This is a genomic window from Thalassospira alkalitolerans, assembly GCF_002115745.1.
In the GTDB taxonomy this organism is placed as follows: domain Bacteria; phylum Pseudomonadota; class Alphaproteobacteria; order Rhodospirillales; family Thalassospiraceae; genus Thalassospira; species Thalassospira alkalitolerans.
Window position 1 is genome coordinate 1 of record NZ_JFKB01000032.1, and the last position, 16,507, is coordinate 16,507.

Genomic DNA, 16,507 nt, shown 5'->3' on the forward strand with positions numbered 1-16,507 from the left:
ACAGCGCGACAAACAGATCACGCTTTCCCCCGCGCATCGCCGGCAGCACCATATCGCGCCAGAATGCCACCGCCTCATCCATGCCAAACGGATCGATAAAGCCAATGCTGGCCCCGTCATGGACACAGGCATGTAACATCGCGCCAAAGTCACCAAGGCGGCTTTCAAGCTGCCCGGCATCAAAACGCGTAATAGTGATCTGACCGGTCATTTCGGCAAACCTTACACAATAAAAAGATGATAATGCGCGCCACATTCGGCCGGGGTTTCAAAACAGTTGGGACCGCAAAGCTGATAGCGCAGGCAATCACCCGGCTCCAAATCATAGATTTCGTCATCAACCGTAACCCGCAATTCCCCCGCCAGCATCACCAGATGATGTTCCAGCCCCTGACGCGGGGATGCGGCATACTCAATCCGGGTGCCGGGGGGAATTTCACAGTCAAGAACCTCCCCCGCAAGCCCCCTTGCCGGGGGCGATACCGACCGGCGCTTGTACCCGGTTTCCGGATCGACCCATTCCCGCTGTATATCGCGAAATATAGCGGGACTAAATTCGTCCTCGACCATCTGCATCAACCGCGACAGGGTCAGGCCATAGGCCGCACACAATTTTCCCAAAACATTGGCCGTCGGGCTGACCTCGGCATTTTCCAACCGCGACAAACTGGCCCGGCTGACATCGCACCGACGCGCCAATTCATCAAGCGACCAGCCCTTTTCAGCCCGCAGATCCGCCAGCCGATCGGCAATTCGTTGATCGATCATGTCCATGGGGGCTCCGTTTCTTTTCATATCTGGGATATATTCCCACATTTGAAACGCGGTCAACAAAAAACGGCAAAATCGCCCGCCGAATCGGCGTTTTTTTAACCCTGAATCCGGGGGATGCCGTCATGCTGAAGACGCAGCGTTACCCCGCAAATATCAATCCCTTACAAGGCCAAACCCATCGCGTGACCAGCTTTGCAATCCGCCTTTCAGGTTCATGACCAAACAGTCAAGATGCGGCACCACAACATTCGCCGCGCCAAAAGATCGCTGCCCAACGGCACAAACAAAGACGAAATCCGTCATTGTATTGTCGGCAAGATCGACAAGCGCCGGGATATCGAAATTCGAGGTCGGCATATTGATCGCCCCGGCGATATGACCGGATATAAATTCGTCGGCCTCGCGGACATCGATCAGCGTCACTGAGCGATTAGAAATCAGTTGATCCAATTCACCGCTATCGACGAAAATTACAGGCTCTTCGGTCATTGATTTATGTCCCTTTGTGGCAAGGTTGGAGCTGACGGGAGGCGCGGAAACTGATACAATTTCATAGTTTAACAGTGCAAATGCAAAATCACTGATGCCGTTGATTTCACGGTCCGGATTTCGCATTTCAACAGATGACGCGGGTCACATTCCGTTGATCGATTATTGATCGTTTCGCCTGCGATTCTTTCAATAATATTCGCAAGTTGGGCATTGCGGAACGCGAACGGAAGCCCCACGTCAAAGAGGTAAGGTCACCGGGGCGGACCCATGTCGGATGCATTCATCGACCGTTTTCCGCCCGCACCAAAATGTGACCTTTGGCTGCTGCAATGCAGGGCCAAACAATTGACATTGACGGACGCAAGTACCGCAAGCCATATACAAAAGTCATCAAATAACTTTTCCTTGCCGATATCTGGCAAACATTTAAACGAACCTTAAATAAAATGGATTAGTTTACTTACTCAACACCCGACGGAACGGATCGTTTACTTAGGGCGCAGACAGGGGAAAGGGCGGCATTTTCCAATTTTACCGCATCGCACCATTGCCTGCCGCCGGGACCGGGCCCCGCATACCATATGCCGCGCCCCAAAAACAAAAACCAACAGGAAACGAATGCTGACACGACTGCGATAACGATGGAAAGGAGACCGCGCCATGGCTGAAGACAAGGACATCTTCGAGCTATATGCGGAAGGCTATGACGGAAAACGCGAAACCGAGCTCACCATTCGGGACTATCTGAACCTTTGTCGCGATGATCCATCGGCCTACGCATCCGCCGCCGAGCGGATGATCAAGGCAATCGGCGAACCCGAAATGATCGACACATCGACCGATTCCCGTCTCGGCCGCATCTTTCTGAACCGCACCATCAAACGATATCCCGCCTTCAAAGATTTCTTTGGCATGGAAGAAACCGTCGAACGCATCGTTGGCTTCTTTAAATATGCAGCACAGGGGCTGGAAGAACGCAAACAGGTTCTTTACCTGCTGGGTCCGGTTGGCGGGGGTAAAAGCTCGCTTGCTGAGCGGCTTAAAGAATTGATGGAGGTCGAGCCGATCTATGCCCTGAAAGCAGGCGATCAGATCAGCCCGGTTTTTGAAAGCCCGCTTGGCCTGTTTAACCCGGCAAAAATGGGCGATGCCATCCAAGACAAATACGGTATTCCCAAACGCCGCCTGACCGGTTTGATGTCGCCCTGGGCAGTTAAACGCCTTGATGAGTTTAATGGCGATCTTTCGAAATTCTCGGTCGTCAAACTGATCCCGTCGCGCTTGCGCCAAATCGCGATTGCCAAGACCGAACCGGGTGATGAAAACAATCAGGATATTTCGTCACTGGTCGGCAAGGTCGATATCCGCAAACTTGAATATTTCAGCCAGAATGACCCCGATGCCTATAGCTATTCCGGGGGCCTGAACCGCGCCAATCAGGGACTTCTTGAATTCGTCGAAATGTTCAAGGCGCCGATCAAAATGCTGCATCCCTTGCTAACCGCAACCCAGGAAAGCAACTATATCGGCACGGAAAACCTTGGCGCGATCCCGTTTCAGGGCATGATCCTTGCCCATTCCAACGAAGCCGAGTGGCAGACCTTCAAAGCCAATAAAAACAACGAAGCCTTTATCGACCGGATTAGCGTGATCAAGGTGCCCTATTGCCTGCGCGTGACCGAGGAAACCCTGATTTACGACAAACTGTTGCAGGGATCAGAGCTTGAACAAGGTGCCTGTGCGCCCGGTACACTAAAAATGCTCGCGCAGTTTTCGATCCTGTCGCGTTTGCAGGAACATGAAAATTCCAACCTGTATTCCAAGATGCGGGTCTATGACGGCGAGACATTGAAGGATGTCGATCCCAAAGCCAAATCAATGCAGGAATATCGCGATACCGCCAGTGTCGACGAAGGCATGGATGGCATTTCAACCCGCTTTGCCTTCAAGGTGTTGTCCGCAACCTTTAACCACGACACCGACGAAGTCGCAGCCGACCCGGTGCATCTGATGTATGTGCTGGAACAGGCGATCCGGCGTGAACAATATCCCGAGGAACGCGAAAAGGAATATATGGATTTCATCAAATCCGAGCTTTCCCCACGCTATGCGGAATTCATCGGGGCGGAAATCCAGAAAGCCTATCTCGAAAGCTATTCCGATTACGGCCAGAACCTGTTTGATCGGTATGTCTCCTATGCCGATGCCTGGATCGAGGATCAGGACTTTAAAGACCCCGATACCGGTCAGTTGCTGGATCGCAAGATCATTGATCAGGAACTATCCAAGATCGAAAAACCCGCCGGGATCGCCAACCCGAAAGATTTCCGTAACGAGGTCGTCAAATTTGCCCTGCGCACGCGCGCCAATAACAAGGGCAAAAACCCATCATGGACGTCCTATGAGAAACTGCGCGAAGTCATCGAAAAACGCATGTTCAGTCAGGTCGAAGACCTGTTGCCGGTAATTTCGTTCGGATCAAAAAAAGACAGCGATACCGAGACAAAACATAACGAGTTCGTCAAACGCATGATGGATCGCAACTATACCGAGCGCCAGACCCGCCGTCTGGTCGAATGGTACATGCGCGTGAACAAAGCCGGCTAAGCCCAAGCTGCGGCTTTGCCGGCCGCATCGGGTGGTTTATCCCCTTGTCCACCCGATGCCCGAGTGCCCGGCGGACGGATATCTAACAATCCGTCTGTCGGGGACCTCGTGAAGACAGGTCTTTCTGCAAGGATGTGATCGCCCATGCTTTATATCGTCGACCGTCGCAAAAACCCCAAAGGCAAAAGTCTTGGCAACCGCCAACGCTTTATGCGGCGCGCCAAGGCACAGATCAAACGGGCCGTCGAAGACACCATCCGAACCCGCGGCATTACCGATATCAGCAGCGGGGATTCCATTACCATCCCGGGCAAAACCCTGCATGAGCCGGGCTTTCACCACACCAGGCGCGGCGGGGATCGCAATTATGTCCTGCCCGGCAATAAAAAGTTTGTCCCCGGCGATCGGGTTGCCCGCCCGCAAGGCGATGATGGTGGTGCTGGTGGATCAAAGGCCAGCCCCGATGGCGAAGGCGAAGATGATTTTCAGTTCACGCTCAGCCGTGATGAATTCCTTGATATCTTTTTCGAGGATCTGGAACTGCCAGACCTGTTGAAAAAAAGCCTGAAACAAACCACCGCATTTCGCACGGCACGGGCCGGTTTTTCATCCGATGGCACCCCCGCCAATCTTAGCCTTGTGCGCACCATGCGCAATTCACTGGCCCGGCGCATCGGGTTGCGCCGCCCCAAGACACAGGAAATTCGTGACCTTGAAGATAAAATCAGCGCCCTTCAGGCCAAGGCTGAAAAACGCCCATCGGGCAAACTGACCAAACCTGACGAAGAAACCCTGCATGCTCTTCTCGCCGATCTGGAAGAAACCAAACGCCGCATGAAGGCGATCCCGTTCATCGATCCGATTGACACGCGGTTTAACCAGTTCCAACAAATCCCTGATCCAAACACACAGGCGGTGATGTTTTGTTTGATGGATGTATCGGGCTCGATGTCCGAACAGATGAAGGAACTGGCGAAACGATTCTTTATGTTGCTGCATCTGTTTTTGCATCGCCGGTACGAACATGTCGATGTCGTGTTTATCCGCCATACATCCCGCGCATCCGAGGTTGACGAGGAAACATTTTTCTATTCCCGCGAAACCGGCGGCACCATCGTTTCCACCGCATTGGACGAAATGAAACGTGTGCTAAAAGACCGCTATCCGGTGGATCAATGGAACATCTATGCCGCACAGGCATCGGATGGCGATAACTATTCCAATGACGGGGTGAAATGCACAGCATTGCTGGCCGAGGACCTTTTGCCGAAATGCCAGTATTACGCCTATATCGAAATCACCGACGAGCGCGAGGCCGAGATTTTCTCCTCCACCGAGGGGGAAACCGCCCTTTGGAAAGCCTATGCGCCGGTGGCGCGGACCAATCCGCGTTTTGCCCTTAAACGCGTGACCAAGGCCGCCGATATCTTTCCGGTTTTCCGGGAATTGTTTGCCAAAAACCGTGCAGAAAAACTGAGCGGGGCCAAAGTATGACCAAACAAAGCACAACCAAATCCGATCCCGCCCAAAAGACCGCAGCAGCATCCGCCGCCTCTGAATTTCTGTTTACCGGGGCTGATTGGGATTTCGACACACTTAAAACCACCTATGACGCGATCGAAGATATCGCGATCAATGAGTTGAAGCTGAATGTCTATCCCAATCAGGTCGAGGTAATTACGTCCGAACAGATGCTGGATGCCTATTCATCCATCGGCATGCCGTTGATGTATCACCATTGGTCCTTTGGCAAACGGTTCGTGCGTGATGACGTGATGTATCGCAAGGGCTTTCAAGGGCTTGCCTATGAGATCGTGATCAATTCCAACCCGTGCATTTCCTATGTGATGGAAGAAAACACCATCGTCATGCAGGCCCTGGTGATGGCCCATGCGGCATTTGGCCATAACCATTTTTTCAAAAACAACTATCTGTTCAAACAATGGACCGATGCCGAGGGCATTCTGGATTATCTGCAATTTGCCAAACGTTATATCGCGAAATGCGAGGACCGGTTTGGCTTTGACGCGGTCGAACGGGTTCTGGATGCGGCGCATGCCCTGATGGAACAGGGTGTAAATCGATATTCCCACCCGGAAAAACCCAATTTGGCGGCCGAGCTTGAACGTGAACGCGAACGCGCAAAATACGAGGACGAAACCTATAACGATTTGTGGCGCACCCTGCCCCAAGCCGAAAAGGACGATGAAGACCTTGACGAAATGCGCCGCAAGATACGGGTCGAGGAACGCCGGGCGCAATTTGGCCTGCCAGAAGAAAACCTGCTTTATTTCCTCGAAAAAAATGCACCTTCGCTTCAAGCATGGGAACGTGAAATCCTGCGGATTGTGCGCAATATCGGGCAATATTTCTATCCACAGAAACAGACCAAGATGATGAATGAAGGCTGTGCGTGTTATGTGCATTACGCCATCATGAACAGCCTGTATGACAAGGGCCTGATATCCGAAGGCGCGATGATGGAATTCATCGATTACCATTCGGGCGTTGTGTTTCAGGCCGACTACAATGACAAACGTTATTCAGGGTTTAACCCCTATGCGCTGGGCTTTGCCATGATGCAGGACATTCACCGCATTTGTGTTGATCCAACCGATGAAGACCGCGAATGGTTCCCCGATATTGCGGGCAACGGCGAACCGGTTGAAACGTTAAAAGATGCCTGGGCGCATTACCGCGATGAAAGTTTCATCCTGCAATTCCTCTCACCCAAACTGATGCGCGACATGCGGATGTTTTTAATCGACGATCTAGGTTCCAACCCGCATCTGGAAGTTGCCGCCATTCATGACGAAAATGGGTATCGCCGCGTGCGCCGCGCCTTGGCAAGAATGCATGATGTCTCAGTCCGTGAACCTGACATGCAAGTGGTCGACGTGGATTTGCGCGGCAACCGGCAACTTTATATCCAGCATACCGAACATGACGGCATCCGACTTGAAAAGTCCGAAGCCAAAATGACGCTGGGCTATATCGGGCAATTGTGGGGATATGGCGTGACATTGCAGGCCATCGACAACGAAAGCGGCGAAGTCCTGCATGAAATGAATTACAAACCCGACGATTTACCCCAAGGGCCGTGACACGACTCACACCAGATTAAAACACGCCAACAATCCCTGCCCCCCTTGCGCGCGAATAAAATTAAAACGCGCAAACATTCAACAGCACACACTTTTTAAGGTTAGATTCGCCACCTGAAACACCTAATAGATGTTTCAGAAATGCCGTCACCTTTAGCTTGGTCGACATTGCGCATATACTAATGAAAATCAGTTGCATTTAGATGGTGAGATTGACTATGACTTTCATTGTTAATTTCAGCGGTATGCAACTGGAAAGTCTGATTGATGGCGTCGCGCCTCGTTTCTCGCGGGTTACATGCTCTTGTTCTGATGTTCGCGGTTTCCATCGCGGGGTTTTCTCTTTTATGGCTGATGCCGGGTGACTTTGCCGAAGTCATGCTGATGGCACAGATGGACGGCACCCTTCCCAATGCGGCCCAGGTCAAAATATTCGCCGACCAAAACGGTCTGAGCGACCCGTTACCGTTACAATATATCCGGTGGCTTGCCGGTGTGTTTCAGGGTGATCTGGGCAAGTCATTTGTCACCCGAGAACCGATCATTGATGACGTCATCCTACGCATTGGCAAATCCCTGACTCTTGCAGTTCTGTCGCTTGGGCTTGCACTTGTGATTGCAGTTCCCCTTGGCATTCTGTGCGCCTTGTTTCCCGGAAAGATGATTGACCGGATTGCCGGCACCATCAGCGTCATCGGAATGTCTATTCCCAATTTTTGGTATTCCTTGCTGCTGGCACTTTTGTTTTCGCTGATCCTTGGCTGGCTGCCGACAGGCGGGCATGGCACTTGGGCCCATGCGGTATTGCCAACCATTGTCATTGCGACATCAATCGCGGGCGTTTTGTCACGCTTTGTCCGGGGCAGCTTACTTGAAGAACTCAGCAAACCCTACATCCGGACAGCCAAATCTAAAGGCAATGGCAAGTCCCGGGTCATCCTGCGCCATGCCTTCCCCAATATTATTCCGGGTCTTTTGACCATGGCGGGCATGCAGTTCGCGCGGATTTTCGATGGGATGATTGTGGTTGAAACCCTGTTTTCATGGCCCGGTATCGGGCGGTTTCTGGTTGAGTCACTGCTGAACCGTGATTACCCCGCCATTCAGGCGTGTTTCTTGATCGTCGCGGTATCCTATATCCTGATCAATCTGGCGGTTGATGTGATGATTTCGCTGTATGATCCGCGCGCCCGGGGGATCGTCTGAGATGGCAATCGGTTCGATGACCGGGGGGAAATGGATCCCCAAATCCGTTGCCGGGTTTCGTTTGGGGACATTCGTGATTGTGGCGGGCATTTTCACCATTCTGGTTTTGCCATTTATCGCCCCCCATGATCCGTATCAGGTGCAGTTTTTGTATCGCCTGAAACCACCGACCCTTGATTTTCCGCTGGGCACCGACGCGATGGGGCGCTGCGTCTTTTCAAGGTTGTTGTACGGCGCCCGCCTGACGACGGCATCGGCCATTATTGTTGTGCTTGTATCATCGGGTTTTGGCACATTGCTTGGCAGTATTGCCGCCATGTGTGGCGGCCTGGTCGATCGTATTTTGATGCGCGTATGCGAAGGGGTATCGGTTTTCCCGACGCTGGCGATTTCGATGATTATTGCCGGTGTTCTGGGGCTTGGCCTTAACGCCGTGATCATCGCGCTGATTGCCATTCATTGGACCGATTATGCCCGTGTTGTGCGCAATGCCATCATTGTTGAACGCAGCCGAACCTATGTTCTGGCGGCGGAATCCCTTGGCGCGCGGTCGTTCTGGATCGCACGAAAACACATTTTCCCCAATATCACCGGCCCGCTTTTAACCCTTGGTGCCTATTCGATGTCATGGGTCATCCTGTCGTTTGCCGGGCTGAGTTTCCTTGGCCTTGGCGTCGAACCGGGCACCCCGGAATGGGGCCTGATGATCGCAGAATCCCGCAACTATCTTCGCGATTACCCGCGGCTTGTTCTTGCCCCCGGACTGACAATTGCGGCCTTTGTCGTCGCGATCAATTTCCTTGGGGACATGCTGGGCGATCGTTTCCGACTTAATCAGATCAACTACCTTCACTAGAAAGATCACTATGACAAAACTTAGACAGACCTTATGCAAAATCGCCTTTGTGACCATGGCAACCGCCGCATTCGCCGCCACCCCCGGCACAGCATCGGCAACGGATGCCAAGACGCTTGTGGTCGGCACAATGTGGGAAGCGCTGCCGCTTGCGATGCAGCCCCGTCGCAGCCGGTTCTTTAACGAAAGCGAAATCCTCGACACGCTGGTCAAGCTTGATTACGACCTGAAACCGGTGGCCGGACTTGCCACATCCTGGGATCGCCTTTCCCCGACTGTCTGGCAGTTTAACCTGCGCGAAAATGTTGTTTTCCACGATGGTGCCAAACTGGATGCAGATGCGGTCAAATTCTCGATTGAGCGGGTGATTGCCCTGTTGCCCTATGCCGCAGACCTTTTGAACATCAACCAAATGACGGTCAAGGCCCCGCTGGTTCTGGAAATAGAAACCACAGAACCGTTTGCCGCCCTGCCCAATCAGCTTAGCGATGCGATTACCGGCATCTATGCCAAATCATCGTTTAATGAGGCGGGTGAATTCGTTACCCCCGTCGGGACCGGCCCGTGGAAATTAACCGAATACAGCAAACAGGATCACACGATTGTTTCACGGTTTGATGGATATTGGGGCAAGAAACCCGCCCTTGAAACCATCGAATACCGTTACATTCCTGATCACAATTCCCGCACATTGGCGCTTGAAGCCGGTGAGGTTGATTTTGTTGACAACCTGTTGCCGTCCGATGTTATTCGCCTGTCGCGTGATGACAATTTCAAAGTCTATAGCAAGCCCACCGCAGGTTTGTATTACGGCGCCTTTAATGCCGGTGAAAAAAGCCCGCTTTCGGATGTGCGAGTGCGCAAGGCGATCAATGCCCTTGTTGACCGCAACCTGATCGTTGAAGGCGCGCTTGACGGGACCGGCAAACCGGCATGGCAGTTCTTTGGTCCGCAATTTGACTGGGCCCCGAAAGTCACCAATCCCTACAAGCTTGATCTTGAACTGGCGGCATCGTTGCTGACAGAAGCCGGATACGAAAAAACCGACGGTAAATGGCAAAAGAACGGCGAACCTTTAACCCTGCGTATTCTGAGCTATTCCAGCCGTACCGAAATGCCGATGATTACCGAAGCCATGGCCGCATTGCTTAATCAAAACGGCATCGCAACCGATGTTCAGATGTTCACCTGGAGCGGGATGCTCGACCTTGTCAAACGCGGTGAATATGATGTTTCGGTGGTATTCTGGACCCCGGAAATGACCGGCCATCCTGATTTGCACCTTAAATCACAGTTCCATTCCAAAGCAGGCCTGAACTATCAATTCTGGGAAAACACCGAATTTGATGCGCTGGTCGATGAAGGCCGCACGCTGACACCCGGAACCGAACAAATGGAAGTCTATGGCAAGGCGCTTGAAATCCTTCAAGATGATGCGCCGATCATTCCGCTGGTTCACAAGGTGTATGTCGCGGCTTCTACCAAAGAATTGAAGAACTTCCGCATTCATCCATCTGCCTTCTTCTATGATTTCAAGAACGTTTCGAAGTAACCCGTTCTTTTATCCCGGTTGCCTTCTGGGATGCGTTGGGCATTTCCAGAAGGCAACCGGCCGCGATCCATCCGCCGAAAAATGACAGGATACCGTCATGGGAATTTGTTTGTTTCTGAACCCGATCAAAGGGGCCGGTGATGATTTGCCCAATGTTGGCAATCATGCACCTGATATTGCCCAGATTGATCACTATGACCTTGCCGATGTTGATCTTGCGCCCTATCAGGCATTGATGTTGCCCGCCCATCTTGATCAACGTTTTTTTGGCACTTTGTCGGCCAAGATTTATGCGTTTCTTGATGACGACAAGACCCTTGTCTTTAACGGGCATGTGGCCTGGCCGATGCTTGCTGAATTCAACGAATTTGTGCCCCTCGCATCGCAATCACTGGAAAACCTGATCATTCATCGGGAAAACGATCATCCCGTTTTTGACGGGGTGCTGACCGATGAATTGACTTTCCGGCGTGGTGTTGCCGGGTTTTATAGCCGGGGATGCAACCCGCCGCCCGACGGCGCAACCGTTTTGCACAGTGTCGGCCCGGATCGCCTGCCTTGTGACTGGCTGTATCACCGCCCCGAAGGCGGACGGATTTTGATGCATGCCGGAAATGATCTTTGGATGTATGCCGGATCATCCGACAGCACAGGACGCATTGTGCCCCAACTTTGCCAATGGGCAAGCCAGACCTGCCAGGGGGAACCATCATGACACCACGTATTGCAGCCCTTGACAGTGGCACCTATTACCATCACCGCACCCTTTATGAACCGCGATATCGCGGTTTCTTTGATGGCATCATCTATACCCGTGACCTTGGCACGATCCCCCTTGACGATTACGACACTTTGATCGTTTCATGCCGGACGGATCCATCGGTTCTGATTGGCCATCGCGATAAATTTGCGGCCTTTCTTGACAGCGGGCGGACGCTGGTGGTGATGGGATCAACCGGACCGGGGGAATGGCTTTCGGATGTTGAATGGCATTTTACACCGACCAATTTCTGGTGGTGGAAAGAAGGCGGCAGCCTTGGCCTTCATGTTACCGCACCGGATCATCCGCTTTTTGACCATATCACGCTGGCCGATGCGACATGGCATCATCATGGTCATCTGATTATCCCGGATGGGGCAGTATCGTTGATTGATGTCGGGGATTTGGGGTCCATCCTTTATGACGACACGGTCAGCAGCAAAGGCCGAAAAATCGTCACGACCCTTGATCCGATGTATCACCATGGCAGCCATTTCATGCCAGCGACAACACGTTTTCTGGACGGCTTCCTGCCTTACCTTAAAGGATTGGCACCCGCCAAATAACCAATTGGGGAGGCATTGACATAAATTTCATCCACCACACCCCCGCCGATCAGCCCTCGAAACCGTAATATTCGGTAAACGCCCCTTTAACGGGAAGACCGACACACAATATACATCCTCATCTGAAATGTTTCGCATTTTAACGTCAAGGACGAAAATTTTGCGGTTTCTGACTTTCATATGCTGGGTGGTATGTGTCGGCCTGTTGGTTCAACCGGCTGCTATGGCAACGACAAATACCAAGACTCTCAAAATGGCTTTCCCTGCGGGGGCAAAGAAGTTCTTTGCCTATGAGTTTGGCGTTGTCGAAATGGCGCTTGAATTCGCCGAAGGTGATTACGTTTTGGAGGTCGAGGAAATTGACGGCCTGACGCAATCACGTCTGAGCGAAATGCTGTCTAATGGTGATGTTGATCTGATGTTTTCAGGATATAGCACCAACCGTGAAAACACCTTTCTTCAGGTCAACATCCCAATGACACGTGGCATTTTGGGTCATCGTGCTTTCATGATCCACGGAGACAAAAAAGATGCCTTAACGCACGTCAAAACCATCGAACAGTTACGGCAATTCTGTGTCGGTACCGGGACCGACTGGCCCGATGCCGATATCATGGAAAAAAACGGTTTCTGTGTCGAACGCGCCCCGCGTAACAAGCTGTGGGAGATGTTGGAAAACAAGCGATTTGATCTTTTGACGCGGGCGATCCATGAAGCCTATCGCGAGTTACCTGAAGTCCAAGCCAAGTATCCCCAAATCGTTTTGAATGAAACCGTGATACTTGCTTATCCGTTTGATTTTTTCATTTATGTGCCCAAACAAAATACCCATCTTTGGCAAATCGTAACAAACGGCCTTCTTGAAGCCTATCGCACGGGTGCCTTTATGGAACATTTTCGCAATGACCCGGCCATTCGCAGGGGAATCCAGGCGATGCAGTCGGGCAGACAGACCTTTCATATCGAGAACCAGGCCATGGATGCGGCCACAAGAACAATTGATGCTCGTTTCTGGTACAACAGCTCTGATTTGTATTTGAACGACAACAACAATCCGCATCCTTTGATACCGTCGCCCTCGAACATGTGACTGACTCTGGCTTGCGATATCAGGATCGCCGGTTTTGAAAGAAACCCAAATCAACTGCGTTTGTCATGAGATAACACAACAAAGACGCACACCATTCCCCTGCCTCAGCACGTTTTCTGGACGGTTTTCTGCCTTACCTTAAAGGAAGGGCACCCGCTGAAAAACCAAATCAGGGTTAAAATCTTCGGCACGGATATTATCATCGCTGCACAAAGACGATCTGAATTCGTCAATGATATCAATACATTTACAATAAAACTTCAAATGATGATTTTTCGTTTCGGATACGAAAATGTTAATTTGGATTATTTAAAAGCATCTAACAGGATCAATACCCCTGCCATAGAAGCGGCGGAATATTTCGGGTTCCCGACCCCATTTCAGGGTTCTCAATGTTGAACATCCGACGGTTAGATAACTGCGCCTCTTCCAATGCCCGTATGATGACGGGATCAGAATTGAAATGTTCCATGAATGCACCAGACGCATAGGCCCGCGCTAACCCTTGTTCCAGTATCTTGTGGCGCACCACGTCATCTTTGCGGACATACAGGAAAAAGTCATACGGATAGGCAAGCATCAAACTTTTATCGAGAACGAAATCATATCCATTCTTTTTCGATAGCGCGAGTTCCGAAGCGGCTTGTTTCACCGTCGTCGCCAAAATGTCAAAACGGTGACTTTCCAACATGGCGAATAACTGCTTCCTTGGTGCGCGCACCACACAAAATCCGTTATCTTCCAGGATCGCAGCATCCGGCCAATCGTTGCTAACGCCAATGCAAAATCGTTTCAATTCGACCAACGACGTGACATTAGACAAAACGTCGGCTTTATCCGGGTTCGTCAAGAAAACCCGTTGGCCCAGCAATCCGCGCGTCAGGGGGTAATTGACCTGTAAAAATCGTTCTTCACGTTCCTGGCTGTAACTGTTTACCGTGACAGAAACTTCCCCGTCATCAAGCAATTCGAACACCCGAAACTGGGTCAGCCCGGGGATCTCGACAAATTCGAAAGTATGATCCCCATCGGCATATTTCAGCGCCATATCGAGCACTTCGAGTTCGTAGGAAAACAGGCCCTTAACCCCGGGCGGCAGGGCCAGTTTAAAGGTTTCAGCCCATGCTGATTGGTTAAGTAAAACCAGCACCGCCAGAACCAGACCAGATGAAGTAAATTCGGACTTCCGCATTCGGTCGCCCCTTCAACATTACGCAACCATTAACAATCTTTGGTTAACATATATTGGAACATTTCCCCGCAAATGTAAGGTTTCGGGCACCTTAAATGACCCAATGTGATTGAGGTTCACGTTGCATCGTAATTGTTCCGATGGTGAAACAAGCACTTAACCGCCCAAGCAATTTTAAAAAATATTCGCGGTTATCTTTTACCCGCTATCGCGGCCTGAAGGATCAAAACCCCATCCACAACCCCGGATCTATATTCCGGGTCCGAACGCTCATTTCGGGGTTTTCAATATGAAACACCTTGCGCACTGACGGGCGAAGTTCTTCCAGTGCTCTGACCATGGTCGGATGGGAAGTGAAATGCGTCATGAATGCACCCGATGCATAGGCACGCTCCAAGCCTTGTTCCAAGATCGCGTGACGCACCAGATCATCTTTGCGGACATACAGGAAAAAATCATACGGATAGACAAGCATCAAACTCTTATTGATGACGAAATCATATCCATTCTTCTTGGAAAGCTCGATTTCAAAATCCGCTTGCTTCACGTTACTGATCAGAAGATCAAAGCGATTACTCTGCAGCATGGTAAACAACTGCTTTCTTGGTGCCTCCACCACACAAAATCCGTTTTCTTCCAGAATCGCGGCAGCTGGCCAATCATTGCTGGCACCGATGCAAAATTGCTTCAATCGGTCCAAAGACGTAACATGCGCCAAAACGTCGGCTTGGTCCGAACGCGTAATGAAAACCCGTTGGCCCAGCAATCCCCGCGTCAGCGGATAATTGACCTGCAAGAAGCGTTCTTCGCGCGCGTGGCTGTAACTGTTAATCGTGACAGAAACTTCGCCATGATCAAGCAGTTCCAACACACGGGACTGGGTCAATCCGGGGATCTCGACAAACTCGAAGGAATGATCCCCATCCGCGTATTTCAACGCCATCTCAAGCACTTCGAATTCATAGGAAAACAGGCCCTTTATCCCCGGCGGAAGGGCCAGCTTAAAGGTTTCAGCCCGGCTAGGTTGATAAATCAGAACCAGCACTGCCAAAACCAGAACAGATAATGAATATTTGGACTTCCACATTCGGCAGCCCCCTCGACATCACGCGCCAGAATAGCCTGTAATTTATCTATGTTAGCGCACCATCGCCCGATTGAAAGGTGACGGCCACATAAAACAGTCCAAAGCGACCTTCGCCCCTTATCTGCACTATTTCAACGATGGAACATTTATTTAACTGTCAGTCGACACACCAGAAAATAGCGGAAAACAAGAAAAATCAGACACAACGACAGATGATGATTTTTTGTTACGGACTTGCACCAACCATATCTGGATCAATCAAGGACACTCTTTCAGACTAAAAGCCCCCCCATAGTTCTGGATTAATCTTGCGGGTTTGATCTGACATTTCCGGATTATCGATATCCAAAATCCGATGCGTTGGGCTTTGGACTTGGTCCATCGCATATGCCATTCCGGGGTTACTGTAAAAATGGCGCATGAAATCACCGCTTTCATAGGCCCGTGCCAGACCTTCGGTTAAAATCGCATGGCGTTGCGTGTCGTTCTTTTGGACATACAGAAAAAAGTCATAAGGATAGCGAAGGATCAGGGACGGGACGAGAACCAGCCCTTTCATATCCTCGGTCGGTGCAAGTTGCTCGACATAGGCTTCGTGCAGGGCGCGGTGAAACATATCGAACCTGCCATGACGCAACATCGAGAAAAGCGCATCCCCTTGAGGCGCCTTGACAACGCATAGATCATTGGCTTCAAGGATAGCCGTATCAAGCCAGTCATTCCCCGTGCCGATGCAAAAGCGCTTTAGCTCGTCAATCGACTGAACATTGGAAATGTGATCGGCCAATTCCGGCCGCGCAAAGAAAACCCGATATCCCATCATGCCGCGGGTCAGCGGGTAATCCTCTTGCAAAAACTGATCTTCCCATTCCCGGCTGTACCCGGCCAAGGACAGATTGATCGCCCCATCGCGCAGCATCGTCAGCACACGTGACTGGGTTAAACCTTTGACACTTTCGATCTGAAGTTCGTGATTTCCCGGCGCATGTTCCAAGGCAAGACGAATAGCCCCGATTTGTGTTGCGAAAACGCTTTCTGATCCGGCGGGGATTGCAATCCGAAATATTTCCGACCTAACAGGCGACGTTGATAACGGCAAAATCACCGCCACCATCATCAAAACAAACAGGGAAAAACGGTTCCACATCAAGACAGGCCGGCTCCAACACATGAACAAGGCATCCGTTTCACACTAGGCGGTGTTTACATTCAGGATTCCCA

14 protein-coding genes and 1 pseudogene are annotated in these 16,507 nt (G+C 51.2%); 9 read left to right on the forward strand and 6 right to left on the reverse strand.

Features of this window, described 5'->3' with window-relative positions:
• The 3 genes and pseudogenes from TALK_RS21370 to TALK_RS21380 all read right to left on the reverse strand — a co-directional run.
• A pseudogene (locus TALK_RS21370) lies at nt 1-211 on the reverse strand (GNAT family N-acetyltransferase); the annotation flags it as partial.
• An 11-nt stretch (nt 212-222) separates the two neighbouring features.
• On the reverse strand, nt 223-768 hold the full coding sequence (locus tag TALK_RS21375; protein WP_342746154.1) for a helix-turn-helix domain-containing protein: 546 nt from the start codon (nt 766-768) through the stop codon (nt 223-225).
• A gap of 159 nt (nt 769-927) precedes the next feature.
• Complete coding sequence (locus TALK_RS21380) at nt 928-1,263, reverse strand: rhodanese-like domain-containing protein (protein ID WP_085621210.1); 336 nt, start codon at nt 1,261-1,263, stop codon at nt 928-930.
• A 663-nt stretch (nt 1,264-1,926) separates the two neighbouring features.
• Between TALK_RS21380 and TALK_RS21385 the strand changes: the two genes are divergently transcribed.
• The 9 genes from TALK_RS21385 (at nt 1,927) to TALK_RS21425 (ending at nt 13,007) form a co-directional block, all read left to right on the forward strand.
• A complete protein-coding gene (locus TALK_RS21385) occupies nt 1,927-3,873 on the forward strand; it encodes a PrkA family serine protein kinase (protein WP_085621199.1) in 1,947 nt (648 codons plus the stop codon).
• Between the two features lie 144 nt (nt 3,874-4,017).
• On the forward strand, nt 4,018-5,367 hold the full coding sequence (locus TALK_RS21390; RefSeq protein WP_085621200.1) for a YeaH/YhbH family protein: 1,350 nt from the start codon (nt 4,018-4,020) through the stop codon (nt 5,365-5,367).
• Entirely contained in the window at nt 5,364-6,977 is a 1,614-nt protein-coding gene (locus TALK_RS21395; RefSeq protein WP_085621201.1) for a SpoVR family protein, read from the forward strand. The genes TALK_RS21390 and TALK_RS21395 overlap by 4 nt, the downstream gene beginning before the upstream one ends.
• A 267-nt stretch (nt 6,978-7,244) precedes the next feature.
• Entirely contained in the window at nt 7,245-8,183 is a 939-nt protein-coding gene (locus TALK_RS21400; RefSeq protein WP_085621202.1) for an ABC transporter permease, read from the forward strand.
• Nucleotide 8,184: 1 nt separating this feature from the next.
• Nucleotides 8,185-9,039 (forward strand): ABC transporter permease, encoded by an 855-nt coding sequence (locus TALK_RS21405; RefSeq protein ID WP_139833910.1) that lies wholly within the window; start codon nt 8,185-8,187, stop codon nt 9,037-9,039.
• A 10-nt stretch (nt 9,040-9,049) separates the two neighbouring features.
• The gene (locus TALK_RS21410; RefSeq protein WP_085621203.1) at nt 9,050-10,591 is read left to right on the forward strand and encodes an ABC transporter substrate-binding protein; all 1,542 of its coding nucleotides are present in this window, start codon (nt 9,050-9,052) and stop codon (nt 10,589-10,591) included.
• A 97-nt stretch (nt 10,592-10,688) separates the two neighbouring features.
• Nucleotides 10,689-11,306: a hypothetical protein gene (locus TALK_RS21415; protein ID WP_085621204.1), complete on the forward strand. Its 618-nt coding sequence runs from the start codon at nt 10,689-10,691 to the stop codon at nt 11,304-11,306.
• Nucleotides 11,303-11,917, forward strand: a complete 615-nt coding sequence (locus TALK_RS21420; RefSeq protein ID WP_085621205.1) for a hypothetical protein — start codon at nt 11,303-11,305, stop codon at nt 11,915-11,917. Before TALK_RS21415 ends, TALK_RS21420 begins: the two co-directional genes overlap by 4 nt.
• Before the next feature lie 253 nt (nt 11,918-12,170).
• Nucleotides 12,171-13,007, forward strand: coding sequence for a hypothetical protein (locus TALK_RS21425; protein ID WP_245830074.1), 837 nt, complete (start codon nt 12,171-12,173; stop codon nt 13,005-13,007).
• 328 nt (nt 13,008-13,335) lie between these two features.
• On the opposite strand, the gene TALK_RS21430 is transcribed toward TALK_RS21425, so the two are convergent.
• The 3 genes from TALK_RS21430 to TALK_RS21440 all read right to left on the reverse strand — a co-directional run bounded on the left by TALK_RS21430 (nt 13,336) and on the right by TALK_RS21440 (nt 16,433).
• Nucleotides 13,336-14,199: a hypothetical protein gene (locus tag TALK_RS21430; protein WP_085621206.1), complete on the reverse strand. Its 864-nt coding sequence runs from the start codon at nt 14,197-14,199 to the stop codon at nt 13,336-13,338.
• A 223-nt stretch (nt 14,200-14,422) separates the two neighbouring features.
• Nucleotides 14,423-15,286, reverse strand: coding sequence for a type 2 periplasmic-binding domain-containing protein (locus TALK_RS21435; protein ID WP_085621207.1), 864 nt, complete (start codon nt 15,284-15,286; stop codon nt 14,423-14,425).
• Nucleotides 15,287-15,563: 277 nt separating this feature from the next.
• The gene (locus tag TALK_RS21440; protein WP_085621208.1) at nt 15,564-16,433 is read right to left on the reverse strand and encodes an ABC transporter substrate-binding protein; all 870 of its coding nucleotides are present in this window, start codon (nt 16,431-16,433) and stop codon (nt 15,564-15,566) included.
• Between the last annotated feature and the right edge of the window lie 74 nt (nt 16,434-16,507).